At 72.9% G+C, this 25,221-nt stretch carries 24 protein-coding genes; 7 read left to right on the top strand and 17 right to left on the bottom strand.

The features are described 5' to 3' along the window. Positions 1-83: 83 nt before the first annotated feature. The 4 genes from ACH4EB_RS03320 to leuA all read right to left on the bottom strand — a co-directional run bounded on the left by ACH4EB_RS03320 (position 84) and on the right by leuA (position 4,574). Positions 84-899 carry an isoprenyl transferase gene (locus tag ACH4EB_RS03320; protein ID WP_398345554.1) on the bottom strand — a complete coding sequence of 272 codons (816 nt, stop codon included), beginning with the start codon at positions 897-899 and terminating at the stop codon, positions 84-86. Positions 900-992: 93 nt separating this feature from the next. After that, positions 993-1,739 carry a DNA repair protein RecO gene (gene recO / locus ACH4EB_RS03325; protein ID WP_398345555.1) on the bottom strand — a complete coding sequence of 249 codons (747 nt, stop codon included), beginning with the start codon at positions 1,737-1,739 and terminating at the stop codon, positions 993-995. Between the two features lie 80 nt (positions 1,740-1,819). Next, positions 1,820-2,545 (bottom strand): TerB family tellurite resistance protein, encoded by a 726-nt coding sequence (locus ACH4EB_RS03330; protein ID WP_398345556.1) that lies wholly within the window; start codon positions 2,543-2,545, stop codon positions 1,820-1,822. A gap of 250 nt (positions 2,546-2,795) precedes the next feature. Further along, complete coding sequence (leuA, locus tag ACH4EB_RS03335; protein WP_398345557.1) at positions 2,796-4,574, bottom strand: 2-isopropylmalate synthase; 1,779 nt, start codon at positions 4,572-4,574, stop codon at positions 2,796-2,798. Positions 4,575-4,877: 303 nt separating this feature from the next. Between leuA and ACH4EB_RS03340 the strand changes: the two genes are divergently transcribed. The 4 genes from ACH4EB_RS03340 to ACH4EB_RS03355 all read left to right on the top strand — a co-directional run bounded on the left by ACH4EB_RS03340 (position 4,878) and on the right by ACH4EB_RS03355 (position 8,988). Then, positions 4,878-5,942, top strand: coding sequence for a M4 family metallopeptidase (locus ACH4EB_RS03340; protein WP_398345558.1), 1,065 nt, complete (start codon positions 4,878-4,880; stop codon positions 5,940-5,942). A gap of 61 nt (positions 5,943-6,003) precedes the next feature. Beyond that, positions 6,004-6,270, top strand: a complete 267-nt coding sequence (locus ACH4EB_RS03345) for a protealysin inhibitor emfourin (protein ID WP_398345559.1) — start codon at positions 6,004-6,006, stop codon at positions 6,268-6,270. Positions 6,271-6,346: 76 nt separating this feature from the next. Next, on the top strand, positions 6,347-7,732 hold the full coding sequence (locus ACH4EB_RS03350) for a GH1 family beta-glucosidase (RefSeq protein WP_398345560.1): 1,386 nt from the start codon (positions 6,347-6,349) through the stop codon (positions 7,730-7,732). Beyond that, positions 7,729-8,988: an MFS transporter gene (locus tag ACH4EB_RS03355; protein WP_398345561.1), complete on the top strand. Its 1,260-nt coding sequence runs from the start codon at positions 7,729-7,731 to the stop codon at positions 8,986-8,988. The genes ACH4EB_RS03350 and ACH4EB_RS03355 overlap by 4 nt, the downstream gene beginning before the upstream one ends. A 27-nt stretch (positions 8,989-9,015) precedes the next feature. Here ACH4EB_RS03355 and era read toward each other — a convergent pair whose 3' ends face one another. The 3 genes from era to ACH4EB_RS03370 all read right to left on the bottom strand — a co-directional run bounded on the left by era (position 9,016) and on the right by ACH4EB_RS03370 (position 11,374). Further along, on the bottom strand, positions 9,016-9,963 hold the full coding sequence (era, locus tag ACH4EB_RS03360; RefSeq protein WP_398345562.1) for a GTPase Era: 948 nt from the start codon (positions 9,961-9,963) through the stop codon (positions 9,016-9,018). Positions 9,964-10,134: 171 nt separating this feature from the next. Continuing rightward, positions 10,135-10,488, bottom strand: a complete 354-nt coding sequence (locus tag ACH4EB_RS03365; protein ID WP_398345564.1) for a cytidine deaminase — start codon at positions 10,486-10,488, stop codon at positions 10,135-10,137. A 103-nt stretch (positions 10,489-10,591) separates the two neighbouring features. Then, the gene (locus ACH4EB_RS03370; protein WP_398345565.1) at positions 10,592-11,374 is read right to left on the bottom strand and encodes a helix-turn-helix domain-containing protein; all 783 of its coding nucleotides are present in this window, start codon (positions 11,372-11,374) and stop codon (positions 10,592-10,594) included. A 102-nt stretch (positions 11,375-11,476) separates the two neighbouring features. On the opposite strand from ACH4EB_RS03370, the gene ACH4EB_RS03375 reads away from it, so the two are divergent. Further along, the gene (locus ACH4EB_RS03375) at positions 11,477-12,703 is read left to right on the top strand and encodes an MFS transporter (RefSeq protein WP_398345566.1); all 1,227 of its coding nucleotides are present in this window, start codon (positions 11,477-11,479) and stop codon (positions 12,701-12,703) included. Here ACH4EB_RS03375 and ACH4EB_RS03380 read toward each other — a convergent pair. The 4 genes from ACH4EB_RS03380 to ACH4EB_RS03395 all read right to left on the bottom strand — a co-directional run bounded on the left by ACH4EB_RS03380 (position 12,666) and on the right by ACH4EB_RS03395 (position 16,936). Then, positions 12,666-13,985 carry a hemolysin family protein gene (locus ACH4EB_RS03380; RefSeq protein ID WP_398345567.1) on the bottom strand — a complete coding sequence of 440 codons (1,320 nt, stop codon included), beginning with the start codon at positions 13,983-13,985 and terminating at the stop codon, positions 12,666-12,668. The two genes, ACH4EB_RS03375 and ACH4EB_RS03380, sit on opposite strands and share 38 nt — an antisense overlap. Positions 13,986-13,999: 14 nt before the next feature. After that, positions 14,000-14,497 (bottom strand): rRNA maturation RNase YbeY, encoded by a 498-nt coding sequence (gene ybeY, locus ACH4EB_RS03385; protein ID WP_398345569.1) that lies wholly within the window; start codon positions 14,495-14,497, stop codon positions 14,000-14,002. 20 nt (positions 14,498-14,517) lie between these two features. After that, complete coding sequence (locus ACH4EB_RS03390) at positions 14,518-15,528, bottom strand: PhoH family protein (RefSeq protein ID WP_398345570.1); 1,011 nt, start codon at positions 15,526-15,528, stop codon at positions 14,518-14,520. 193 nt (positions 15,529-15,721) lie between these two features. Next, on the bottom strand, positions 15,722-16,936 hold the full coding sequence (locus ACH4EB_RS03395; protein WP_398345571.1) for a PfkB family carbohydrate kinase: 1,215 nt from the start codon (positions 16,934-16,936) through the stop codon (positions 15,722-15,724). A gap of 66 nt (positions 16,937-17,002) precedes the next feature. Between ACH4EB_RS03395 and ACH4EB_RS03400 the strand changes: the two genes are divergently transcribed. Next, on the top strand, positions 17,003-18,337 hold the full coding sequence (locus ACH4EB_RS03400) for a 6-phospho-beta-glucosidase (protein ID WP_398345572.1): 1,335 nt from the start codon (positions 17,003-17,005) through the stop codon (positions 18,335-18,337). Positions 18,338-18,404: 67 nt separating this feature from the next. Here ACH4EB_RS03400 and ACH4EB_RS03405 read toward each other — a convergent pair whose 3' ends face one another. From ACH4EB_RS03405 to ACH4EB_RS03415, 3 genes are all read right to left on the bottom strand, one after another. Continuing rightward, positions 18,405-19,043 carry an MBL fold metallo-hydrolase gene (locus ACH4EB_RS03405; RefSeq protein WP_398345573.1) on the bottom strand — a complete coding sequence of 213 codons (639 nt, stop codon included), beginning with the start codon at positions 19,041-19,043 and terminating at the stop codon, positions 18,405-18,407. After that, on the bottom strand, positions 19,043-20,128 hold the full coding sequence (locus ACH4EB_RS03410; RefSeq protein ID WP_398345575.1) for an S-(hydroxymethyl)mycothiol dehydrogenase: 1,086 nt from the start codon (positions 20,126-20,128) through the stop codon (positions 19,043-19,045). Before ACH4EB_RS03410 ends, ACH4EB_RS03405 begins: the two co-directional genes overlap by 1 nt. A 95-nt stretch (positions 20,129-20,223) precedes the next feature. Further along, entirely contained in the window at positions 20,224-21,567 is a 1,344-nt protein-coding gene (locus ACH4EB_RS03415; protein WP_398345576.1) for an enolase C-terminal domain-like protein, read from the bottom strand. A 302-nt stretch (positions 21,568-21,869) separates the two neighbouring features. On the opposite strand from ACH4EB_RS03415, the gene ACH4EB_RS03420 reads away from it, so the two are divergent. Then, positions 21,870-22,664: an HAD family acid phosphatase gene (locus tag ACH4EB_RS03420; protein WP_398345578.1), complete on the top strand. Its 795-nt coding sequence runs from the start codon at positions 21,870-21,872 to the stop codon at positions 22,662-22,664. Between the two features lie 28 nt (positions 22,665-22,692). Here the strand turns inward: ACH4EB_RS03420 and ACH4EB_RS03425 are convergent, their stop codons facing one another. The 3 genes from ACH4EB_RS03425 to ACH4EB_RS03435 form a co-directional block, all read right to left on the bottom strand. Then, the gene (locus ACH4EB_RS03425) at positions 22,693-23,598 is read right to left on the bottom strand and encodes a ribonuclease Z (RefSeq protein ID WP_398345579.1); all 906 of its coding nucleotides are present in this window, start codon (positions 23,596-23,598) and stop codon (positions 22,693-22,695) included. Between the two features lie 22 nt (positions 23,599-23,620). Beyond that, positions 23,621-23,977 carry a histidine triad nucleotide-binding protein gene (locus tag ACH4EB_RS03430; protein WP_398345580.1) on the bottom strand — a complete coding sequence of 119 codons (357 nt, stop codon included), beginning with the start codon at positions 23,975-23,977 and terminating at the stop codon, positions 23,621-23,623. A gap of 243 nt (positions 23,978-24,220) precedes the next feature. Beyond that, positions 24,221-25,069, bottom strand: a complete 849-nt coding sequence (locus ACH4EB_RS03435; protein ID WP_398345581.1) for a hypothetical protein — start codon at positions 25,067-25,069, stop codon at positions 24,221-24,223. Between the last annotated feature and the right edge of the window lie 152 nt (positions 25,070-25,221).

Raw genomic sequence — 25,221 nt, forward strand, 5'->3', positions numbered from 1 at the left:
GCGGAGCGCCATCGCCGGCGGCACGAGAACGCGGCCGGACCCCTGCCCGGGGTCCGGCCGCGTCCGGCACGGCTGCCGCGCCGCTACGGCTTCGCGGGCTCCGCCTCGGGGGCGGCGCCGAAGCGGCGGTCCCGCTTGGCGTATTCGAGGCAGGCGTCCCACAGGTTCCGCCGGTCGAAATCCGGCCAGAGAATGTCCTGGAACACCATCTCGGCGTAGGCGCTCTGCCAGATCAGGTAGTTGGACGTGCGCTGCTCGCCCGACGGCCGCACGAACAGGTCCACGTCCGGCATGTCCGGGTAGTACATGTACTTGGCCACGGTCTTCTCGGTGACCTTCGCCGGGTCCAGCTTCCCGGCCCGTACGTCCGCCGCGATGGCCGCCGCCGCGTCCGCGATCTCCGCCCGGCCGCCGTAGTTGACGCAGAAGTACAGCGTCATGGCGTCGTTGTCCTTGGTCTGCTCCTGGGCGACCTGGAGTTCCTGCACCACGGACTTCCACAGCTTCGGCATCCGGCCGACCCAGCGGATCCGGATGCCCAGCGCGTCCATCTCGTCCCGGCGGCGGCGGATGACGTCGCGGTTGAAGTTCATCAGGAAGCGCACCTCCTCGGGCGAGCGCTTCCAGTTCTCGGTGGAAAAGGCGTACAGCGACAGGTTCTTGACGCCCATCTCGATGCAGCCCTTGAGCACGTCGAGGACGACGCCCTCGCCGACCTTGTGCCCTTCGGTACGGGGCAGGCCGCGCTCCTTGGCCCAGCGGCCGTTGCCGTCCATGACGATCGCCACGTGGTTCGGGACGAGCTCGCCGGGGATCTTCGGCGGACGCGCGCCGGACGGGTGCGGCTCGGGCGTCTCGTAGTCGCGTCGGCCGCGCCCCAGGAATCCGCGTCGTGCCATCCGGTCCACATCTCCTATGCGTAGTGCGTGGTGCGGTCGTGTCCGGGCCGCCCGTCGCACGGGCCGGGCCCGCCCCCGAACTGCTGAGCCTATCTACTTCTCGACGTACCGCAGCGAGCGCAGCCCGCGCTCCAGGTGCCAGTGCAGATAGGCCGCGACCAGCCCGCTGCCCTCCCTGACGTGCCGGGGTTCGCACGCGTCCGCCGTCGCCCAGTCGCCGGACAGCAGCGCCGCCAGCAGTCCGATGGCTTCAGAGGAGGGTACGACGCTTCCGGGCACCCGGCAGTCACCGCACACCACACCGCCCGAGCCCACCGAGAAGAACCGGTTCGGGCCGGGCAGACCGCACTTGGCGCAGTGGTCGAAGCTGGGAGCGTAGCCGTTGACCGCGAGCGAGCGCAGCAGGAAGGCGTCCAGCACCAGATGCGGCTCGTGCTCGCCGCGCGCGAGCGTACGCAGCCCGCCGACCAGCAGCAGATACTGCTGCACGGCCGGCTCGCCCTCGTGGTCGGTGAACCGCTCGGCGGTCTCCAGCATGGCCGTACCGGCGGTGTAGCGGGCGTAGTCCGTGACGATGCCGCCACCGTAGGCGGCGATGGTCTCACTCTGCGTGCACATCGGCAGGCCGCGCCCGACCAGCTCGCTGCCGCGGGCATGGAACTGCACGTCGACATGGGAGAACGGCTCCAGCCGCGCGCCGAACTTGGACTTCGTACGGCGTACACCCCGGGCCACGGCGCGCACCCGGCCGTGCCCGCGGGTGAGGAAGGTGATGATCCGGTCCGCCTCGCCCAGCTTCTGGGTACGCAGCACCAAGCCGTCATCGCGGAACAGACTCATGCCGTCCATTCTCGCGCACGCCGCGGAACCGTCGTACGGGCCCGCCCGGGCGGCAGGCGGACCGGCGGCCCGTACCGCCCTCAGGAAGGCGTGCGGGCCGCCGCCAGCAGCCGGGCGGTGTCGTCCGGACACAGCAGCAGGGCCGCGCCCACGGTGGTCAGCACCTCGCGCTCGGACGGCAGGTACGGGCCGTCGGCGAGGGCGATCCGGGCGCCCTGGAGGAGCAGCGACTCCCGGCCCGCCGGGGCGAGGTGCGGGGCCAGCGGCTCCAGCGCCTCGTGCAGCTCTATGGCCAGCGCCGTACCGCACGGGTCGAGGCCGCCGCCGGGACGGCCGACGCTCCCGGAGGCGGCACGCGACAGGGCGCCGTCGTGCGCGCCGGGCAGCCGGCCGGTGTCGGCGGCGAGCGCGGCGAGCAGGGTCAGGAGCTGGTCCTCCGTGCAGTCCGCGAAACCCGCCGCGCGCACCGTCCCGACCGCGGTGCTGCGCACCCCGGGCGAGGCCGTGCCGCCGGCGGCCAGCACCGCCAGCGTGACGGTGTGCACGGCGTCCCGGAGCATCGCCGAGAACCGTGCGGTGGTGGGGTGGTCCAGCGCGTCCAGCGCGAAGTGGCCGCGACAGGCGGAACACTCGACGACCGGGCCCGCGGTGCCGCGCGGCAGCAGCGGCACACCGAGGACGGTGAGCCGGCGGCGGCCGGTCCGCCGGAGGTAGTTGCGGTCCCCGCCGCACTCGGGGCAGAAGAAATCGCCGTCGGCGACGGTGCGCCAGGACATCCGCACACCCATCACAGCCAGCTTGTGCATCACGTCGACCCTCCGTAACGCTCCGGCATCCTTGCCGCGTTGACGTGATGTTAGCCACATCCGTGATGCGACGTCAGTAGCGCGGACCGGACAAGACGGCCGTTTAAACCGGTTGACCGCCCGAGCGCCCCCCGGCGCTCGCGGAAAGAACCGGGGGGCGCTCGATACGTCGCAGGTCACAGCCGGTCGGCGGCCCGGACACCGGTCCGGCCCGGGGGCCGGGGGCGCGGGCCGCACGACGGCCCGGTGATCAGCGGCTCGCGCGGTTGACCGCGGAGACGGCCGCCTTGATCGAGGCCCGCACGATGTTCGCGTCGATGCCGACGCCCCACAGCACCTTGTCGCCGATCGCGCACTCGATGTACGCGGCGGCCTGGGCGCCGACGCCTTCGCTCATCGTGTGCTCGACGTAGTCCAGCAGCCGGACGTCCACGTCGATCGCGTGCAGCGCGTCGAAGAACGCGGCCAGCGGACCGTTGCCGGTGCCGGTCAGGACCGTGTCGGCGCCGTCCACGACCGCCTCGACGGTCAGCGCGTCGGTGCCCTCGGTCGTCGTGGAGGTCTGCGCGCTGCGCAGCGCGATCCGGCCCCAGGGGTTCTCGGGGGTCGGCAGGTACTCGTCCTGGAAGACCGACCAGATCGCGTCCGGCGTGACCTCCCCGCCCTCGGCGTCGGTCTTCTCCTGGATGGTCTTCGAGAACTCGATCTGCATCCGGCGCGGCAGGTCCAGCTTGTGGTCGTTCTTCAGGACGTACGCGATGCCGCCCTTGCCGGACTGCGAGTTGACGCGGATCACGGCCTCGTACGAGCGGCCGACGTCCTTGGGGTCGATGGGCAGGTACGGGACCGCCCACTCCAGGTCGTCCACGCTCCTGCCCTGCTCCGCGGCCTGGGCCTCCATGGCCTCGAAGCCCTTCTTGATGGCGTCCTGGTGGGAGCCGGAGAAGGCGGTGTAGACCAGGTCGCCCGCGTACGGGTGGCGCGGGTGGATCTCCATCTGATTGCAGTACTCGGCGGTGCGGCGGATCTCGTCGATCTGCGAGAAGTCGATCTGCGGGTCCACGCCCTGGCTGAACAGGTTCATGCCCAGGGTGACCAGGTCCACGTTGCCGGTGCGCTCGCCCTGCCCGAACAGGCAGCCCTCGATGCGGTCCGCGCCCGCCATGATCGCCAGCTCGGCGGCGGCCACCGCGGTACCGCGGTCGTTGTGCGGGTGCACGGACAGGCAGATGTGCTCGCGCCGGGACAGGTTGCGCGACATCCACTCGAAGCGGTCGGCGTGCGTGGAGGGGGTGGAGCGCTCGACGGTGGCCGGCAGGTTCAGGATGATCTCGCGGCCCGCCTCGGGCTGCCAGACGTCCATGACGCCCTCGCAGACCTCCAGCGCGAAGTCCAGCTCGGTGTCGGTGAAGATCTCCGGGCTGTACTGGTAGCCGAAGGCCGTCTCCGGCCCCAGGATCTTCTCCGCGTACTCCACGACCAGCCGCGTGCCGTCCACCGCGATCTGCTTGACCTGCTCGCGTGAGCCACGGAAGACCACCCGGCGGAAGACCGGCGCGGTGGCGTTGTACAGGTGAACGGTGGCCTTGTGGGCGCCGCGCAGCGACTCCACGGTCCGCTCGATCAGCTCCTCGCGGGCCTGCGTCAGGACGGAGATCGTCACGTCCTCGGGGATCGCGCCCTCTTCGATGATCGACCGTACGAAGTCGAAGTCGGTCTGGCCCGACGAGGGGAAACCGACCTCGATCTCCTTGTAACCCATCGCGACCAGCAGGTCGAACATCTCGCGCTTGCGGGCCGGCGACATGGGGTCGATCAGCGCCTGGTTGCCGTCGCGCAGGTCGGTGGAGAGCCAGCGGGGGGCCCGGGTGATGCGGTTGTCCGGCCAGGTGCGGTCCGGGATGTCGACGGCCTCGTAGCCGCCGTACCGGTGGACCGGCAGGCCGGACGGCTTCTGGGTGCGCGTCGCGTTCGTGATGGGCGTGGGGCGGCCGACGGAGTTCTCAGCAGGAATCGACGGATTCGTCATGGTGACGCGGGGCTCCTCGTGTGTCCGCGGGGGGAAGAGGCCGACGGGGCGAAAATCGCAGCACCGAACTCCGCGGGGAGGGGGTCGGCCTACGACAACAGACCCTCGCCGCGGCAGCTAAGGAGAAGCAGCCCGTAACGCATGATGCACAGCACCCTAGCCGAGGTGGCGCGGTGACAGCGGCCCCGTATCAGTATGCGGGACCGGGCGCAGGTAACCCCTTAATCGCGATCAACCACACGTTTTCAGGAATCATGGCGGCAGGGAGTGACACGCTGATGACCCAGTGCCACATTGCCCTGCATGAACCCTGAAGCCACTGAGGGCCACCCGGTCTTCTGCACGATCGTGCCGCCGCACGTCCTCGACACGCTGTCCCGGCTGGAGGACACGGACCGCTCCGAGCGCGCCCTGCGCACCCTGGAGCACGACGCCCTCCAGCGCACCCGCCGCCGCATCACCACCGTCCGCGGCCTCGGCGCGCCCACCGGCACCCCGTCGGACAAGCCGAACCGCACGATCTACGACGCCAAGCGCCAGGAGGTGCTGCCGGGCAAGAAGGTGCACTCCGAGGCCGACAAGCCCTCGAAGGACGCCTCCGTCAACCGCGCGCACGCGGGCCTCGGCGCGACCTTCGAGCTGTATCTGAAGGTCTACGGCCGGCACTCGATCGACGACGCGGGCCTGCCGCTGGACGCCACCGTCCACTACGGCGAGAACTACGACAACGCCTTCTGGGACGGCCGGCGCATGGTGTTCGGCGACGGCGACAACGACCTGTTCCTCGACTTCACCATCCCGGTCGACGTCATCGGCCACGAGCTGACCCACGGCGTCACCCAGCACACCGCCAACCTGGACTACTTCGGCCAGTCCGGCGCGCTCAACGAGTCGATGTCGGACGTCTTCGGCGCCCTGATCAAGCAGTACGCGCTCGGCCAGAACGCCTCCCAGGCCGACTGGCTGATCGGCGCCGGACTGCTCGGCCCCAACGTCACCGGCGAGGCGCTGCGCTCGATGAAGGCCCCGGGCACCGCGTACGACGACGACGTACTGGGCAAGGACCCGCAGCCCGCGACGATGGAGCACTACGTCAAGACCTCCCGCGACAACGGCGGTGTGCACATCAACTCCGGCATCCCCAACCACGCCTTCTACCTGCTCGCCACGGACCTCGGCGGCAACGCGTGGGAGCGGGCGGGCCAGATCTGGTACGACACGCTGACCGGCGGCGAGCTGGACAAGGACGCCCAGTTCGACGACTTCGCGCGGCTGACCGTCGCCACCGCCCGCACCAAGTACGGTGACGGCGAGGAGTTGCAGGCCCTCCTCAAGGCGTGGTCGCAGGTGGGCGTCCCCACCGGCTGAGCCGTCGCCTTCTGGCCCGTTCCGTCCGTTTCCCCGAGCCCCACTGGGTAGGAAGCCCGTCATGCGGATTCAAGTACGACGCACCGGCGGCTTCGCCGGCATCGAGCGCCACGCCGAGGTCGACACCTGTGGCCGCCCCGATGCCGCGGAATGGCACGCCCTGGCCGAGCGGGCAGCCGCCGCCGGCCGGGGCACGCCCCCGGTCGGCGTCCCCGACGGTTTCAGCTATCAGATCACCATCGACGGCCACACGGTCTACGCCTCCGACCCCCGCCTCACCGAGGAACAGCGCAAGCTGATCAGCCGAGTGCTGAAGGAAGGGAGCTGACCGGCCCCCCGGTCGGCAACTCCCGTCCGCCGTACGCCTCTTGACACCGTACGCGGCGGTCAGCACGATCCGGCGCATGGACGATGCGCGGGTGCCGGGTGAGTCCTCGTCGGGTGCGCTGCCCCGCTTTCCCGCGGGGTTCGAGTGGGGGGTGTCGACGTCCGCGTACCAGATCGAGGGGGCGGTGGCCGAGGACGGGCGCGGGCGGTCGGTGTGGGACGCCTTCGTGGAGCGGCCCGGGCGGGTCAAGGACGGGTCGGACGGGCGGGTGGCGACCGGGCACTACCACCGGTACCGGGAGGACGTCGCGCTGATCAGGGCGCTGGGCGTCGGCGCGTACCGCTTCTCGGTTGCCTGGCCGCGGGTGATGCCGGACGGTGGCCCGCGAGTCAACGCGGCGGGGCTGGACTTCTACGACCGGCTGGTCGACGCGCTGTGCGCGGCGGGGATCCGGCCGGTGCCGACGCTCTTCCACTGGGACACGCCGGAGGCCGTCGAGGCGGCCGGCGGCTGGCTGGAGCGGGACACCGCGCGGCGGTTCGCGGCGTACGCGGAGGCCGTGGCGGCGCGGCTCGGGGACCGGGTGGACCGGTGGATCACGCTCAACGAGCCGGCCGAGCTGACGCTGCTGGGGTACGGGCTGGGGCAGCACGCGCCCGGGAGGCACCTGGGGTTCGCGGCACTGCCGGCGGCCCACCATCTGCTGCTGGGACACGGGCTGGCCGTGCAGGCGCTGCGGGCGCGCGGCGCGGACAGTGTCGGGATCGCCAATTCGCACGGGCCGACGTGGGCCGCGTCGGAGTCGGCTGCCGACCAGGAGGCGGCCGGGCTGTACGACCTGCTGCTGAACCGTTTGTTCGCGGAGCCGGTGCTGCTGGGGCGCTACCCGGAGGCGGACCTGACGGCGGCGCTGCTGTCCGGTACGGCGGACGCGGACCTGAAGGTGATCGGTGAGCCGCTGGACTGGTACGGGATCAACTACTACCAGCCGACGCTGGTCGGGGCGCCGGACGCGGAAGGCCCCGGGCCGGCCGGCTTCGCGGGGATCGAACTGCCGCCGGGGCTGCCGTTCGCGCCACGGGAGATCGAGGGGTACCCGCACACGGACTTCGGCTGGCCGGTGGTGCCCGCGGCGCTGACCGAGCTGCTGACCGGGTTCCGCGACCGGTACGGCGACCGCCTGCCGCCCGTCGTCATCACCGAGAACGGCTGCTCGTACGACGGCGTCGCGGACCACGAGCGGATCGCCTTCCTGGACGGGCATCTGCGGGCCCTGCACGACGCGATCACCGCCGGGGTCGACGTACGCGGCTACTTCGTCTGGTCGCTGCTGGACAACTTCGAGTGGGCCGAGGGCTACGCCCGGCGCTTCGGCCTGGTGCACGTCGACCGCGACACGCTCGCCCGGACCCCGAAGGACTCGTACCACTGGCTGCGGGACGCGCTGCGGGCCCAGCGGTGACCGGCGCGGGGGCCGCGGGCACGCCCGGGGCCCCCGCCGAGCCGGCCGAGCGGGTGGGCCGCGGCTGGACCGCCGCGCTGGCCCTGGCCAACGGGGCGGTCTGGGCCGGCTGGTACGGCCCGATCCAGGTCCTGCTGGCCCTCCAGGCCGCCGAACTGGCGCCGCCGGGCACGTCCAAGGAGTCGGTGCTCGCGTGGGTGACCGGCCTGGGCGCCGCGGTCTCCCTCGTCGCCAACCCGCTCTTCGGCGCGCTGTCGGACCGCACGGCCTCCCGCTTCGGGCGCCGTACGCCGTGGATCGTGGCCGGTGTCCTCGGCGGCGCGGCGGCGCTGTGCCTGCTGGCCGCCGCCCGGAGCGTCGCCGTCATGGCGGCCGGGTGGTGCCTGGTGCAGCTCGCGCTCAACGCCGCGTTCGCGGCCGTCACCGCGGCCGTGCCGGACCGGGTGCCGCACCTCCAGCGCGGCACGGTGGGCGGCTGGCTGGGCGCGGCGCAGATCCTGGGCGTCGTCGCCGGTACGGGCCTGGCGACCGCCGCGGGCGGCATCGCGGCGGGCTACGGGGCCTGCGCCGCCTTCACGGTGCTGGCCACACTCCCGTACGTACTGCGCCACCGGGACCTGCGGATCGGGCCCGGCGACCGGCCACCGTTCGCGTGGCGGTCCTTCCTCGCCGGGTTCTGGATCAGCCCGCGCCGCCACCCCGACCTCGCCTGGGCGTGGCTGACCCGCTTCCTGGTCAACCTCGGCAACGCGATCGCGCTGCTGTACCTGCTCTACTACCTGCGGGATGCTCTGCACCGGCCCCGCCCCGAGGACGGGGTGCTGGTCCTGACCGCCGTCAACGGGGTCATGCTGCTCGCCACCGTCGTCGTGGGCGGGATCTGGTCGGACCGTACGGGCCGCCGCAAGCCGTTCGTGCTGGGAGCGGGCGTGATCATGGCGGCGGCCACCGCGCTGCTCGCCGGGTGGCAGGCCTGGACCGGCGCGCTGGTCGCCGCCGCGCTGCTGGGCGTCGGCTTCGGCGTCTTCACGTCGGTGGACTTCGCGCTGATGACGGACGTGCTGCCGGCCGCCGCCCACCGGGGCAGGGACCTCGGCGTCATCAACATCGCCAACTCGCTGCCGCAGGTGGCCGCCCCCGCGCTGGCCGCGCCGATCGTGGCGTACCTCGGCGGCTACCGGGTGCTGTACCTGGTCGCGGCGGGCATCGGGCTGGCGGGGGCACTGCTGGTGCGGCGGATCCGCGGGGTGGCGTGAGCGGCCGCGGTCTCCGGGAGCCCGGTCTCAGAAGCCGAGCTTGCGGAGCTGCTTCGGGTCGCGCTGCCAGTCCTTGGCGACCTTCACGTGCAGGTCCAGGAAGACCGGCGTACCGAGGAGAGCCTCGATGTGCTTGCGGGACTTCACGCCGACCTCCTTGAGCCGCTTGCCCTTGGGACCGATGATGATGCCCTTCTGACTGGGCCGCTCGATGTAGACGTTGGCGTGGATGTCCAGCAGCGGCTTGTCCGCCGGGCGGTCCTCGCGCGGCAGCATCTCCTCGACGACGACCGCGATGGAGTGCGGCAGCTCGTCCCGTACGCCTTCGAGCGCCGCCTCGCGGATCAGCTCGGCGACCATGACCTGCTCGGGCTCGTCGGTGAGGTCGCCCTCGGGGTAGAGCGGGGGGCTCTCCGGGAGCATCGGGACGAGCAGGTCGGCGAGAAGGCTCACCTGCTGGTCGCCGACCGCCGACACCGGGATGATCTCCGCCCACTCGATGCCCAGGTCCCGGCCGAGCTGATCGACCGCGAGGAGCTGCTCGGCGAGCTGCTTGGAGTCCACCAGGTCGGTCTTGGTGACGATGGCGATCTTCGGGGTCTTCTTGATCCCGGCCAGCTCGCCCGCGATGAAGCGGTCACCGGGGCCCAGCTTCTGGTCGGCGGGCAGGCAGAAACCGATCACGTCGACCTCGGCCCAGGTGGTCCGCACGACGTCGTTGAGCCGCTCGCCGAGCAGGGTGCGCGGCTTGTGCAGCCCCGGGGTGTCGACCAGGACGAGCTGGGCGTCCGGGCGGTGCACGATGCCGCGCACGGTGTGCCGGGTGGTCTGCGGGCGGTTGGAGGTGATCGCCACCTTCGTGCCGACCAGAGCGTTCGTGAGGGTCGACTTGCCCGCGTTCGGGCGGCCGACGAAGCACGCGAAGCCGGCGCGGTGCTGGGCGGAGGACTCTGTACGAACGCTCATGGCGCCCATTGTCCCCGATCGCCGGGGCCGCACCGACCACCGGTCCCGGAGGTGGCCGTGCGGGGGCGGGCGGCCCGGCCGGGGCCGCCGGCCCGTACGGCGGCTGTCGGCCCGTACGGGCGGTGGCCATCAGCCCGTACAGCGGCCGTCACGGCCGGCGGTCGTCACGGCCGGTCGCCGTCACCCCGCCTGGAGCGTGGCCCGCAGGGTGCCGTCCGGGCCGGCGACCAGCACCGGCGTGCCGGCGCCGCCGAGGTCCCGTACGGCCGCGCGGTCCTCGTCCGAGGCCGACTCGGCCTCGGTCACCACGGCGGCGGCCTCCAGCGACCGCGCGCCGCTCGCGACAGCCATGGCGACCGCCGTACGCAACGCGCTGAGCCGCAACGACTCCAGGGCGACGGTCCCCGCGACGTAGGTGCGCCCGGTCTCGTCACGGACGGCGGCGCCTTCCGGCACCCCGTTGCGGGCGCGCGCGGAACGGGCCAGCGTGATGATCTTGCGGTCTTCCGGGTCCAGCGGTGCGGCTTCGCTCATACGGGCGAGCATATGCGGCCGGCGGCCCGCCGGGGGCGAGGGGGCGTGCGCCCCCGGTTCCGGGCCCCACCGGCCTGCGCATCCGGCCCCCGAAGGAAGCCGGCTACGTACCCGGGCGCTCGAAGTAGGCCGACGGCGTGGTCCCCAGGGACCGCCGGAACATGGCCGAGAAGGCACTGGGGGTGGCGTAACCGAGATCGGTGGCGACGGAGGTGACCGGGGTCCCCCTGGCCAGCAGGGTGACCGCGTGCACGAGTCGGGCCTGCTGCACCCAGCGGGCCAGACTCATTCCCGTCGCGGCGCCGAACCTGCGGTGCAGGCTGCGCGGGCTGAGGTGGGCGTGGGCCGCGGCGGACGTGGTGGTCCAGCGCCCGCCGGGATCGGTCCGGATCGCGGCGCAGAGGTCCGTCAGCCGGGGGTCGTCCGGTGCGGGCAGGTGCAGCGCCGGTACGGGCCGCGGCGCGAGTTCGAGGAGCAGCAGCTCCATCACCCGGCCGTCGCGGCCCCGTACGTCGTACTCCACCGGGAGCCGGGCCGCCTCGTCGATCAGCTCGCGCAGCAGCGGGGAGACCGAGACGACGGTGGGTGCGGCGGGCAGCCGCCAGACGGACTGCGGCTCGATGTAGAGGGTGCGCATCGCGACCGCGCCCGCGCAGGTCATCGCGTGGGTGAGTCCGGCGGGCACCCACACGCCACGAGTGGCGGGGACCGCCCACACCCCGTGCCCGGTGGCGACCGTGATCGCGCCGGTCGTGCCGTAGATGAGCTGGGCGCGGGCGTGGTGGTGCGCGGGGATGTGATGGCCGTCGGGGAGGTCACGGGCCATCGCGGCGACCGGCCGGGGCACGTCCTGGTAGTCGTCACGGTCCTCACTCTTGCCGTACACGACGTCCGCTCCTCGCCCGTGCCACTGCCTGGCACGTTCTCGACAGAACTTGGCACTGTCACACAAGCCTGCCACGGCGGTCCCGCCCTAGCGTCGGATCATGTGATCGAACCCGCTTCCGCTCCCCCGCGCACCGACCGTCCGCCCCGCTCCGGCCTGACCCGTCCGACCGCGCTGCTGCTCGCCGCCGCCAGCGCCGTCACCGCCGCCAACGTCTACCTGAACCAGCCGCTGCTGGGCGCCGCCGCCCACTCGCTCGGGGTGGCCCCGGACGTCCTCGGCGCGGTGCCCACCGCCACCCAGCTCGGCTACGCGGCGGGCATCCTGCTGCTGGTCCCGGCGGGCGACAGCCACGACCGGCGGCGGCTGATCCTGGGCCTCGGTACGGCGTCCGCGCTGGCGCTGGCCGCCTGCGCCGTCGCGCCCACCGTGACCTGGCTGGTGGTGGCCGGCTTCGCGGTCGGCCTGCTCTCGCCCGTACCGCAGCTCATCACGCCGCTCGCCGTGGCGCTGGCCGCGGGCGGCGGCGACACGGGCCGGGGCCGGATCGTCGGCACCGTGCAGGCCGGTCTGCTGGTCGGGGTGCTCGCGTCCCGCGCGTACTCGGGAGCGCTGGCGGATCAGGTCGGCTGGCGGGCGGTGTTCGCCTGCTCGTGCGTCCTGACCCTGCTGACGGTGCTCGTCCTGAGCCGGGCCCTGCCCCGCGTCCCGGCGGCCGCGGCCGCCTCCTACCGGACCACACTCGCCTCCCTGCCGCGGCTGTTCGCCGCCCACCCGCCGGTCCGGCGGATCACGGTGTCCGGCGCGCTGGTCGGGGTGGCGTTCGGCGCGTTCTGGACGACGCTGACGTTCCTGCTGGCGCGGGACTACGGGTACGGGTCGACCGAGACCGGCCTGTTCGGGCTGGTGGCCGCGGCGAGCGCGCTGGCCTCGCCGTACGCCGGACGGCTGGCCGACCGGCTCGGGCGGCGCGGCGCGCTCGCGGCGCTCGTCGGCCTGGTGATCGTGGGCTGGCTGTTCCTGCTGCCGGGCGGCAGCGCCCTCGGCTGGCTGCTGGCGGGCGTGGTCGTGCTGGACGTCGGGGTCTGGGGCAGCCAGGCCGCGTCACAGACCGCGCTGTTCGGCCTCGACCCGGCCGTGCACAGCCGCCTCAACACCCTCTACTTCACCCTGCGCTTCCTCGGCATCGCCGTCGGATCGCTGGTCGGCACGGTGGCGTGGTCGGGCGGCGGCTGGCCCGCCGTGGTGGCCACCGGGTCCGGCACGGCGCTCGCCGGCCTGCTCGTCGCGGTCAGTCCGGACCGGCTGCTTCCCCGCCGCCGCCCCTGACCGGCTCGCAGAGCACCGTGACGATCTTGTTGCGGCGGCCGGCCGGGGCCTCCGCGGTCAGCCGCAGCGCCTTCGGCGAGAGCGCGGACGCGTTCTCACTGAGGTCGATCTCGGCCGTGGCCCCCGCGATCGGGACCCGGCCGAGGTGCTTGGCGAGCAGCCCGCCGACCGTCTCCACGTCCTCGTCGTCCAGCTCCGCGAAGCCGTACAGCTCGCCGAGGTCGCCGATGTCCAGCCGCGCGGTCACCCTGTACCGTCCGTCGCCCAGGTCCTCCACGGGCGGCAGCTCCCGGTCGTACTCGTCGGTGATCTCGCCGACGATCTCCTCCAGGATGTCCTCGATCGTCACGATGCCGGCCGTGCCGCCGTACTCGTCGATGACGACCGCGACGTGGTTGCGGTCCTGCTGCATCTCGCGCAGCAGGTCACCGGCGTTCTTGGTGTCGGGCACGAAGACCGCCGGCCGCATGGCCGTGGAGACCAGCTCCGTCTCGGCGTCCCGGCTGATGTGGACCTTGCGGGCGAGGTCCTTCACGTACACGATGCCGACCACGTCGTCCTCGTTCTCGCCGGTCACCGGGATACGGGAGAAACCGGAACGCAGCGCGAGGGTCAGGGCCTGGCGGATGGTCTTGAAGCGCTCGACCGAGATCAGGTCCGTCCGCGGCACCATCACCTCGCGGACGAGGGTGTCGCCGAGCTGGAAGACGGAGTGCACCATGCGGCGCTCCTCGTCCTCGATCAGCGACTCCTTCTCGGCGAGGTCGACCAGCGAGCGCAGTTCGGCCTCGGAGGCGAAGGGGCCCTGGCGGAAGCCCTTGCCGGGGGTGAGCGCGTTGCCGAGGAGGATCAGCAGCCGCGGGATCGGGCCCATGATCCGGGCCAGCGGCAGCAGCACGTACGCCGCGGCGGTGGCGGTGTTCAGCGGGTGCTGGCGGCCGATCGTACGGGGCGAGACGCCCACCGCGACGTACGAGACCAGCACCATCACCGCGATGGCCACGGTCAGCGCCTGCCAGGTCTGCTCGAAGGAGCGCAGGCAGGCGTACGTCACGAGCACTCCGGCCGCCATCTCGCAGCCGACGCGCACCAGCAGCGCGACGTTCAGATAGCGGACGGGGTCGGCGGCGACGGCGGCCAGCTTCGCGCTGCCCCGCCGCCCGGACCGCACGGCTTCCTCGGCGCGGAAGCTGGTCGTACGGGCGAGGCCCGCCTCGGCGCAGGCCGCGAGCCACGCCACGACGACGAGGAGGACGGCGACCGCGATGAGCTGGGTGGACACCACGACTCCCGCCGTCAGGTGACGGTCGGGGCCGGGGAGGGGCCCGTCAGCCCGCGCTCGGCGCGCCAGCCGTCGATGATCGCCGCCTGGAGGCCGAACATCTCGGCCTTCTCCGAGGGCTCCTCATGGTCGTACCCGAGCAGGTGCAGGACGCCGTGCACGGTCAGGAGCTGGAGCTCCTCGTCCATGCTGTGCCCGGTCGGCGCCTCCTGGCCCTGCTTCTCGGCGACCTCCGGGCACAGCACGATGTCACCGAGGAGCCCCTGCGGGGGCTCCTCGTCGTCCTTGGCCGGCGGACGCAGCTCGTCCATCGGGAAGGACATGACATCGGTCGGGCCGGGCAGGTCCATCCACTGGAGGTGGAGCTGTTCCATGGCGTCGGCGTCGACGACGATGACCGACAGCTCGGAGAGCGGGTGGATGCGCATCCGGGCCACGGCGTAACGGGCGACGTCCAGGATCGCCTGCTCGTCGATGTCCGTTCCGGACTCGTTGTTGACGTCGATCGACATGTGGTGCTGCTTCTCGTTTCTCAGGTTCGTCGGCCGTTTTGGCTGTCGTACTTCTCGTACGCGTCGACAATACGGCCGACGAGCTTGTGCCGGACGACGTCCTGGCTGCTGAGCCGCGAGAAGTGCACGTCGTCCAGCCCCTCCAGGATCTCCTGCACCTGCCGCAACCCGCTCTTCGTGCCGCCGGGGAGGTCGATCTGCGTGATGTCACCGGTGATGACGATCTTCGAGTCGAACCCGAGGCGGGTGAGGAACATCTTCATCTGCTCGGGGCTGGTGTTCTGCGCCTCGTCGAGAATGATGAAGGCGTCATTGAGCGTCCGGCCACGCATATATGCGAGAGGCGCCACCTCGATCGTCCCCGCCGCCATCAGGCGCGGGATCGAGTCGGGGTCGAGCATGTCGTGCAGGGCGTCGTACAGCGGGCGCAGGTACGGGTCGATCTTTTCGTAGAGGGTGCCGGGCAGGAAGCCCAGGCGTTCGCCGGCCTCGACCGCGGGGCGGGTCAGGATGATGCGGTTGACCTGCTTGGCCTGCAGGGCCTGGACCGCCTTGGCCATGGCCAGGTAGGTCTTGCCCGTGCCGGCGGGGCCGATGCCGAAGACGACCGTGTGCCGGTCGATGGCGTCGACGTAGCGCTTCTGGTTGAGGGTCTTGGGGCGGATCGTGCGGCCGCGGTTGGACAGGATGTTCTGGGTGAGGACCTCGGCGGGGGTCTCGCTCGTCGCGCCCTCGCCGTCACCGGCCGTGCGCAGCATGGCGATGGAGCGCTCCACCGCGTCCTCGGTCATCGGCTGGCCGGTGCGCAGCACCAGCATCATCTCGTCGAAGAGGCGCTGGACGAGGGCGACTTCCGCGGCGTCGCCGACCGCGCGGATCTCGTTGCCCCGTACGTGGATGTCGGTGGCCGGGAAGGCGTTCTCGATGACCCGCAGCAGGGCGTCTCCGGACCCCAGGACCGTCACCATCGGGTGCTTGGCGGGGACGGTGAACTGGGCGTGCGCCTGCGGTCGTGTAGGTGTCTGAGTCATGGGCCGGCTCTGTGGCCTGCTCATCCCCCCTTCGTTGCGCTGCAAAGGCGGTACCCGGCAGCTCGGCTCCTTGGGATACCCAGGGTACGACGGTGCACTGACAAGCCCGAAGACTTTTCCGGCGTTCTCCTGTTCCGGTGTTTCTCCGGTGACGGGGCGCTCACGTGCGCGTCTGCGGCGCGTGGCCGGCCGGTCACGCGGGGCGGCGGAACCCCAGCGTCGGCAGGGCCCGGGCCAGCGGCCAGGCCCGGTCCGCGGTGGGCAGCAGCGCGTCCAGGAAGGCGTACCGGCGGCGCAGCGCGGCCGCGCTGCGGGCGCAGGCCGCCGACGCGGCGCCGCCGTCCGGGGTCCGCCCGTACGCCTCCGCCGCCGTGACCCGCTGCCACCAGGCCGCGATCTCCACCCAGCCCGGAGCGGACAGCGAGCCCCCGAACTCCTGCACGGAGAGCGCGGCGGTCAGCGCCGCGAAGGCGAGCCGGTCGGCCAGCGGCCAGCCGGCCAGCGAGCCCGTGACGAAGCCCGCCACGAACACGTCGCCGGCGCCGGTCGGGTCCATGGCCTCCACCGCGATGGCGGGCACCTCGGCGGTCTCGCCGGTCCGGGCGTCCACCGCGTACGCGCCCTCGGCGCCCAGCGTGACCACGGCGACCGGCACCAGGTCGGCCAGCTTGCGGGCGGCGGCGCGCGGGCAGTCCAGGCGGGTGTAGCGCATCGCCTCCTCCGCGTTGGGCAGGAAGGCCTCGCAGTGCTCCAGTTCGGCGAGGTCGGCCGGGTCCCAGCGGCCGGTGTCGTCCCAGCCCACGTCCGCGAAGATCCGGCTGCCGCGGTGGGCCGCGCAGCCGAGCCAGCCCTCGGGGCGGCCCGGCTCCAGGGAGGCGACGCAGGCGCGGGACGGCGGCGGGCAGCCCGGCGCGTGCTTGCCGTCGAAGGCGGTGCGGGCGGGGCCGCTCGGCGCCTCGTGGCCGTGCGAGACCATCGTGCGCTCGCCCTCGTACGCCATGGAGACGGTGACCGGTGAGTGCCAGCCCGCGACGGTGCGCGACAGCGACAGGTCGACGTGTTCGCCGCGCTCCAGCGCCTCCCAGCAGTACTCGCCGTACATGTCGTCGCCGAAGGCCGCGGCGAGCGAGGTGCGCAGGCCCAGGCGGGCCAGCGCGGTGGCCATGTTGGCGACGCCGCCGGGGCTGGAGCCCATGCCGCGCGCCCAGGACTCCGTACCGCGTACGGGCGCCGAGTCCAGGCCGGTGAAGATGATGTCCAGGAAGACCGTGCCGGTGAGATAGACGTCGGTGGCCGGGTCGTCCTCGGCCCGTACGGCTGCCAGCGGGTCGAGCGCGGGCGCGGGGCCCGGCGGGACGTGGCTGACCGGACCGCTGCCGGTGGTCCGCTGGACCTCGTGTGCGCTCACCGTGCCTGCCCCTCTCATCCGTGCGCGTGACGCCAGTCTGCCCGATGCTGCGGTACGTTCCGGCCCATGAGGCTCACGATTTTGGGCGGCGGGGGTTTCCGGGTACCGCTCGTGCACCGCGCGCTCCTGGACGATCCCTCGCAGGCCGTCTCCGAGGTGACGCTGTACGACACCGACCCGCGGCGGGTGGCCGTGATCGCCTCCGTGCTCGCCCGGCAGGCCGAGCGGCAAACCGGCCCCGGCAAGCCGCCCCCCGTCCGTGTGCGGATCGCCGAATCCCTCGACGAGGCGTTGCTCGGCACCGACTTCGTCTTCTCCGCGATCCGCGTCGGCGGCACCGCCGGACGCATCGCCGACGAGCGGATCCCGCTGGAGGCGGGCGTGCTGGGCCAGGAGACGGTGGGGGCGGGCGGCGTCCTGTACGGGCTGCGCACGGTGCCGGTCGCGCTGCGCGTCGCCGAGCGGGTGGCGGCGCTCGCGCCGGACGCCTGGGTCGTCAACTTCACCAACCCGGCCGGAATCGTCACCGAGGCGATGTCGCAGGTGCTGGGCGAGCGGGTGATCGGCATCTGTGACTCGCCCGTCGGGCTGGTGCGGCGCGCGGCGCGGGCCGCGGGCGCCGACCCGGCCCGGGTGACGTACGACTACGTCGGCCTCAACCACCTCGGCTGGCTGCGCTCGCTGACCGGTGAGGACGGCACGGACCTGCTGAAGGCGCTGCTCTCCGATCCCGGCGCGCTCACCTCCTTCGAGGAGGGCAAACTCTTCGGCGCCGACTGGCTGCGCGCGCTGGGCTCGATCCCCAACGAATACCTGCACTACTACTACTTCCGCCGCGAGACGCTCGCCTCCCTGGTGGGCACGGCGGAGACCCGGGGCGAGTTCCTGGACCAGCAGCAGGGCGGCTTCTTCGAGGCGGCGTCCGGCGCCTCGCCCGAAGCGGCGTACGCGCTCTGGGAGCGCACCCGGACGGAGCGCGAGGAAACGTACCTGTCGCACAGCCGGGAGGCGGCCGGCGGCTGGCAGCGCGACACCTGCGACCTGGAAGGCGGCGGTTACGACCAGGTGGCGCTGGCCGTCATGCGCGCCATCGCGGGCGACCGGCACGCGCGCCTGATCCTGAACGTACGGAACGGCACGACCGTGCCCCAGCTCGCGCCCGAGGCGATCATCGAGACGGTGTGCGAGGTGGACGCGCACGGCGCGCGACCGCTGCCGTGCGCGCCCCTGCGGGAGGACCAGCTCGGCCTGATGCTCCAGGTCAAGGCCGTCGAACTGGCGACGGTCGAGGCGGCGGAGTTCAAGGACCGGGGCGCGGCGCTGCGCGCGATGGCCCTGCACCCGCTGGTGGACTCACCGGCGGTGGCCGCCCGCATCCTGGAGCGGGCGGCCACGCCCTGAGAGCCGGTGCCCGCACCGGGCCGGGTCCGGCGCGTGCCCGGACCCGGGCTGCGGGAGCCGGCGGGGCTCAGTGCCCCCGCTTCACCCACTCGTCCAGGTGCGGAGCCTCCGCGCCGATCGTCGTGCCGTCCCCGTGCCCGGTACGGACCTCGGTCTGCGGGGGCAGCGTCAGCAGCCGCTCCCGGATCGAGTCGACGATGGTCGGGAAGTCGGAGAACGACCGGCCGGTGGCGCCGGGACCGCCCTGGAAGAGGGTGTCGCCGGTGAAGACCGTGCCGTGCTCCCCCAGGTCCGGCGCGTACAGGCAGACCGCGCCCGGCGCGTGGCCGGGGGTGTGCAGCACGGTCAGGTCGACACCGCCGATGGTGAGCACCTGACCGTCCGCCAGTGCCTCCTCCGGCGCCCGGTCCGGGTGGGTCTGCTGCCACAGCGGCAGGTCGTCCCGGTGCAGGTGGACGGGGGCGCCGGTGCGGGAGGCGAGCGCCGGGGCCGCGTCGATGTGGTCGTTGTGCGCGTGGGTGCAGATGATCGCGCGCAGCGTACGGCCGTCGAGCGCCTCGAAGATCGCGTCGGCGTCGTGTGCGGCGTCGATGACGACGGCCTCGCTGTCGTCACCGACGATCCACACGTTGTTGTCCACGTCCCACGTACCGCCGTCGAGCGTGAACGTGCCGGATGTGACCAGGTGGTCGATGCGGGCCGTCATCAGAGCGTCACCACCGAACGCAGCACGTCGCCCTGGTGCATCCGCTCGAAGGCCTGTTCCACGTCCTCGATGCCGATCGTCTCCGTCACGAAGCCCGCCAGGTCGATGCGGCCCTGCTGGTGCAGGTCGACCAGCATCGGGAAGTCGCGGGACGGCAGGCAGTCGCCGTACCAGGACGACTTCAGCGCGCCACCGCGGCCGAAGACGTCCAGCAGCGGCAGTTCCAGCTTCATCTCCGGCGTCGGCACGCCGACCAGGACCACCGTGCCGGCCAGGTCGCGGGCGTAGAACGCCTGCCGGTAGGTCTCCGGGCGCCCCACCGCGTCGATCACCACGTCGGCGCCGAAGCCGCCGGTCAGCTCGCGGATCGCCTCGACCGGGTCGGCGGCGCGCGAGTTCACCGTGTGGGTGGCGCCCATGGTCTTGGCCAGGGAGAGCTTACGGTCCTCCACGTCCACGGCGATGATCCGGGCCGCGCCGGCCAGCCGGGCGCCGACGATCGCCGCGTCCCCCACCCCGCCGCAGCCGATCACCGCGACGGAGTCACCGCGGCCCACGCCGCCCGTGTTGATGGCGGCGCCGATGCCGGCCATCACACCGCAGCCCAGCAGCCCGGCCACGGCGGGCGACACCTCGGGATCGACCTTGGTGCACTGCCCCGCCGCGACCAGCGTCTTGTCCGCGAACGCGCCGATGCCGAGGGCGGGCGACAGCTCCGTGCCGTCCTTCAGCGTCATCTTCTGCTTCGCGTTGTGCGTGTCGAAGCAGTACTGCGGCCGTCCCCGCTTGCAGGCCCGGCACTTTCCGCACACCGCGCGCCAGTTCAGGATCACGAAGTCCCCGGGCGCCACGTCGGTCACGCCCGCCCCCACGGCCTCCACGACACCCGACGCCTCGTGCCCCAGCAGGAACGGGAACTCGTCGTTGATCCCGCCCTGCTTGTAGTGCAGGTCCGTGTGGCACACTCCGCACGCCCGCACCTGCACCACGGCCTCCCCCGGCCCGGGGTCCGGCACCAGGATCGTCTCCAGCCGCACCGGCTCGTTCTTGCCCGGTGCGATGACGCCACGCACTTCCTGTGCCATCGGGACAGCTCCCTCCAAAGATCACGTACGGGATGAATACGGTACGCGTCCCCGGCGCCGGAAGCGCCGGCCCGTCGGCGGGCGGGACGCGCCGCTCACCACCGCGGCACCCGGGGCGTCACCCACCCGGGGTCGGCGGCCCGCATCGCCGCCGCGTCGTCGCGGTCGCGGTACGTGCCGTCGTCGGCGAGCCAGCGCGCGTGCAGGGCCGCCAGCCGCTCGCGGTCGAGCGCGACGCCGAGGCCCGGGGCGTCGGACACCGGCAGCGCGCCGTCCGTGAAAGCGAGGCGCTCGGTGAGGACGTCCTCGGTCTGCCAGGGGTAGTGGGTGTCGCAGGCGTGGCGCAGGCCGGGGACGGTCGCGGCGACCTGGGTCATCGCGGCGAGGCTGATGCCCAGGTGGGTGTTGGAGTGCATGGACAGGCCGACGCCGAACGTCCGGCAGACGGCGGCCAGTTCCCGGGTGGCGCGCAGCCCGCCCCAGTAGTGGTGGTCACCGAGGACGATCCGGACGGCGCCGCGGGTGAACGCCTCGCGGATCTCGGCGAAGGTGGTCACGCACATGTTCGTGGCGAGCGGGAGGTCCGTACGGGAGGCGACCTCGGCCATGTGGGCGGTGGTGCTGGTGGGGTCCTCCAGGTATTCCAGGACGTCCCGGAGCTGGTGGGCGACCTTCAGGGACGTGGGAACGCTCCACGCGCCGTTCGGGTCGAGGCGCAGCGGACGGCCGGGGAAGGCGGCGGCCAGGGCCCGGATCGCGGCGATCTCCGCCGCGGGCTCGAAGACGCCGCCCTTGAGCTTGAAGGAGCGGAAGCCGTGGATGTCGCGGAAGCGGCGGGCCTGGGCGACGATGCCAGGCGGGTCGAGGGCCGCGCCCCAGTCGTCGGGTTCGCCGCGGCCGCCGGGGTGCGCGGCCCAGCGGTGGAAGAGGTAGGCGCTGTAGTCGACGCGGTCGCGGACCCTGCCGCCGAGCAGCGCGTGGACCGGCAGGCCGGCGAGCCGGCCCCAGGCGTCCAGGCAGGCGACCTCGAAGCCGGAGAGGACGGACAGCCGCAGCTTGTCGGCGGTCTGCGCGCCGCGCAGGCCGCCCGCGGTGACCTCCCCGGCCTCCGTGGCCGCCGGGGAATCGCCGCAGGTCTCGGCGGCGAGGCGGGGCAGCGCGTTCAGGTCCGTGACCCGGCGGCCGGTCAGCGCGTCCGCCAGGGGACGCGCGAGATCGAGGTACTTCGTGTCGCCGTACGTCTCGCCGAGGCCGGTCGCGCCGCCTGCCGTGGTCACTTCGACGATCAGGCGGGGTGTGTAGGGCTGGTGGACGCCCTGGACGTTCAGCAGGGGCGGGTCGGCCACGAGGACCGGGGTGAGGTGGATGGCGGTGATGGTGGTGGGAGCGGGCGCTCCCGCCCCCCATCCGGTCTGCGTATGTAGACGCGATCCGTCCATGGGAACGGAGCGTAGGGAGGTGGAACGAGGGGCGTCAATGGACGCCCGCGGAAGTCGCGCGGGACCCACGTGAGTTGGCCACGGCCGGCACCGGCTCCGCGACCGGGCCGGCACCGGGCCCGTCGACGCGGGAGCCGGCGTGGGCCTCGGGCACGGCGGCCGCCCGCCCGGGATCACCGGCGTGCCGAAGCACCGGCCGTTCCGCCCAGCCTTTGCCAACCGTTGAATCTTCGCGCGTAGATGACCACGTAAAGGCTCTGTTAAACCTAGGTGGCCCCCACCGGTTCACCTAGGAGCAGCACATGCGCCACCCCGTCCTCTCCCGTCGCCGTGTCCGCATCGGCGCCGCGGCCGCCACGGCGGTCGTCGCCGGCACCGCGGTCTTCGGCGCCGGCCAGGCCACCGCCGAGCACTCCGTACCGCGTACGGACAAGGAGATCCCCAACCTCACCCAGGTGCAGGACCGGATCAAGGCGTACTACGGCGACACGGTGACCGCGGACGGGCAGCACCACGCCGCACCGAACAGCAACTACGCCCGGCAGGTGCGCGGCATGACCGACTCGGCCCGGCGCTACCTGGCCAAGGCGGCCAAGGCCGGGCACCACGGCAAGAAGCCCGCCATCGTCCTGGACATGGACGACACCACGCTGCTCACCTACAACTACGAACTCCAGGTCGGCTTCCACCACACCGAGGCGGCCCAGGACGCGTACCTGGCGAGCACCGACATGGCACCGGTCTTCGGCATGGACCGCCTCGTCAACTGGGCCCGCGGCAAGGGGTACGAGGTCTTCTTCGTCACCGGCCGCAAGGAGGCGCAGCGCGAGTGGAGCGTCCGCAACCTCAAGAACGTCGGGTACCGCGTCCCGCTCGACCGTGCGCACGTCTACCTCAAGGACAAGAAGAACCCGCCGGCCTACCTGCCGTGCGGCGCCAACTGCACGACGGTCGAATTCAAGTCGGGCACCCGCAAGCACATCGAGTCGCGGGGCTACGACATCGTCGCCAACTTCGGCGACCAGCACAGCGACCTGAACGGCGGCTACGCCGACAAGACGTTCAAGCTGCCCAACCCGATGTACTTCCTGCCCTGACCGGCCGGGCGCGCGGGCCCGCGCGTCCTCAGGCGCGCTTGGGCACCGGGACGCGCATCAGGTCGCGGGCGATGGTCAGTTCGCCCTCGAAGCCCGCGGCCCGCGCCTGGCGTTCGAACTCCCCGGGGTCCGAGTAGCGCTGCGAGAAGTGGGTGAGGACCAGGTGGCGCACGCCCGCGTCGGCAGCGGCGCGCGCCGCCTGGCCCGCCGTCAGGTGACCGTGGTCCGCGGCCAGCCCCGCGTCCTCGTCGAGGAACGTCGACTCGATGACGAGCAGGTCGCAGCCCTCGGCGAGGACGTGCACCCCGTCGCACAGCCGGGTGTCCATGACGAAGGCGAAGCGCTGGCCCCGCCGCACCTCGCTGACGTCGTCGAGGGTGACGCCGTTCAGCTCCCCCTCGCGCTGGAGCCGGCCGACGTCCGGCCCGGTGATCCCGTGTGCGGCGAGCCGCTCCGGCAGCATCCGGCGCCCGTCCGGCTCGACCAGGCGGTAGCCGTACGACTCGACCGGGTGGGAGAGCTTGCGCGCCTCCAGGGCGTACGACGGGGTACGGGCCAGCACCCCGTCGGCGGCCACCGGCTCCTCGGCCAGCCGCACCGTCTCGCGGTAGGCGGTGGCGTACCGCAGCCGGTCGAAGAAGCGCCGGCCGCTCGCCGGGTAGTGCGCGGTGACCGGATGCGGCACCCGGTCGAGGTTGATGCGCTGGATGACTCCGGCGAGCCCCAGCGAGTGGTCGCCGTGGAAGTGGGTGACGCAGATCCGGTTCAGGTCGTGCGCGGCGACCCCGGCACGCAGCATCTGCCGCTGCGTGCCCTCGCCGGGGTCGAACATGATGCCTTCGCCGTCCCAGCGCAGCACGTAACCGTTGTGGTTGCGGTGCCGGGTGGGCACCTGGCTGGCGGTGCCGAGGACGACGAACTCGCGTACGGACACGGTGTGGTGGCCCCTGCCCCGGTCAGACCAGGCGCTGGAGGTCGCGGCCGCCCAGCACGTGCGCGTGGGCGTGGAAGACGGTCTGGCCCGCGCCCGGGCCGGTGTTGAAGATGATCCGGTAGCCGGTCGAGTCGACCTTCTCGTCGGCGGCCACGGCGGCGGCCGCGCTCAGCACCTCACCGGCGATCCGCGGTTCGGCGGCGGCCAGCTCCCCGGCGTTCGCGTAGTGCACCTTGGGGATCACCAGGACATGCGTCGGTGCCTGCGGGCTGATGTCCCGGAAGGCGAGGGTGGTCTCGGTCTCCCGCACGATCGTCGCGGGCACCTCGCCTGCCACGATCTTGCAGAACAGGCAGTCGGCCTGCGGTTCTCCCGCCACCGGTGGGCTCCTCCCGGGTCGCCGGCCGGTACTCGGCGGCCCGTCCGTCCGGGGCCGGTCCGTACCGCGCCGTGTCACGTCATCACGTCTACGGGACCGGATGTTACCGGCCGCCCGCGCGGGGTGGTGCGGCGGCCGGTCCGGGAGGACGGGCCGGGGGGCGGGTGGCCGGGTGGCCGGGTGGCCGGGTGGCCGGGGAGGGCGTACCGGAGGCCGGAACCGGGCGTCGTGCCCTGACCGGATTCAGCGGCGGGCGGCCCGGGCGTGCTGCTGGCCGGCGTACCGCTCCTCGTTCCGGGCCTGATCCTGATCCCCGCCGCGCCTGTTGTCCTGGCCGCCGTGACCGTCGTGGCCATGCCCGTTGTCCCGGCCGTCTCCCTGGCCGTCGTGGCCATGCCCGTCATGACCGTCGTGCCCCCGCCCGTCGTCCGAGCAGGTGTCGCCGGGGGACGGGTCCGGGTCCGGATCGGGGTCCGGGTCCGGGTCGGATGCCGTGACCGTGACCGTCACGGGCGGCGTGTCCGGCGGGTCGTCGGACGAGTCGCCGCTGCTGGACGGCTGGACGGTGCGGGTGACGGTCGGCCGCGGGCTGCCGGTCGGCCGGTCCGCGTCGCAGTCGCCGAGCACGCTCACCCGGAAGACGACCTGCCCGGCGACGCGCGCGGTCAGCCCGCCCCGTACGCAGCGCCCGTCGACCTCGGAGGTGACGCGGCCGGCGATGGTGATCTTGCTGCCATGGGCGGTCTGGCCCTGGCAGTCGACGGTGGCGACCGACTTCCGGCGCGCCGTGGCCGACGGGTTCACGGTGGCCCGCTGGTCTCCCTGGAGCGTCGCCGTACAGCTCAGCCAGCTCACGTTCACGCCGATGCGCTCCAGCGCCCGTGTCCCCGCCTGGTCGGTGGTGACGGCGATCGACGAGGTGTTCAGCCCGCCGGCCGGCTCGCAGGCGGACACCCCGGCGATCGCGGCGCCCACGGCTCCCGCCACCGCCAGCAGCCTGCCGCGCCAGGCCCCGCCGAACCGACGCGGACCGGTCCCCGCGTGCCGCACCCGCCCGTGCCGTACGTCGCGTACGCGCCCCATGGCCCCCATGTCCGGCAGCCTCCCACCGCCGCACACGGACCGACAGCCCCGGCTCGGCCAGTGTGCGCGGCGCCCGCACGGGCCGCGCCCCGCCCGCACGGACTGCCATGTTCCGCCTGTCCGGGTCCCGCCGTACGCCCCACCGGTGTCACTAAGCTGAT

It is taken from the genome of Streptomyces sp. NPDC018045 (genome assembly GCF_044327445.1).
In the GTDB taxonomy this organism is placed as follows: Bacteria; Actinomycetota; Actinomycetes; order Streptomycetales; family Streptomycetaceae; genus Streptomyces.